The sequence below is a fragment of the Paenibacillus sp. GbtcB18 genome (genome assembly GCF_019091125.1).
In the GTDB taxonomy this organism is placed as follows: domain Bacteria; phylum Bacillota; class Bacilli; order Paenibacillales; family NBRC-103111; genus Paenibacillus_F; species Paenibacillus_F chitinolyticus.
The window spans coordinates 1-421 of sequence record NZ_JAGXJX010000146.1 but is presented as its reverse complement, the minus strand read 5'-3'; the positions used below and the strand labels follow the sequence as shown (position 1 = coordinate 421).

The following is a 421-nucleotide window of genomic DNA, read 5'->3' as shown; positions in this document are numbered from 1 at the left end:
CATGCGCCATCCTCTTGGGATTTCTCTCCAGCTTCTTCTAATTTCTGCTTGAACATCACCCCCGCGTTGCTGCCGTTCACGCTGCTTATTTCTCATTGCAGTTTGTTTTGGATCCATAACAACCTCCTACGCCAAAAATTTAAGTAGATTTGCTTGTACATAGGCTTTTGCTTTCACAAGATCCGCCGATTCTTTTGCTGTCCCCCAAGCATCTCTTTTTTGGAAAATTTTAATATCAATCGATGCTAATTCCTGCTCTACTGCCATAAGTTGCTGACGTTCTACCTTACTGTAATGTTGTCGATACGCATCACGTAATGTGTCATTTGTAAGTGCTACCTTTTGACCATTTACATAAGCGAATTGATTGCGTCCCTCACCTTGAATTTGCATAAACGCTTCCGCTTCTTTTAGCTCTACA

The 421-nt window shown here is 41.8% G+C and carries 1 pseudogene; it reads right to left on the bottom strand.

Annotation, left to right across the window (positions count from 1 at the left end):
• Positions 1-126: 126 nt before the first annotated feature.
• Positions 127-421: pseudogene (locus tag KVT34_RS29900) on the bottom strand (hypothetical protein); the annotation flags it as partial.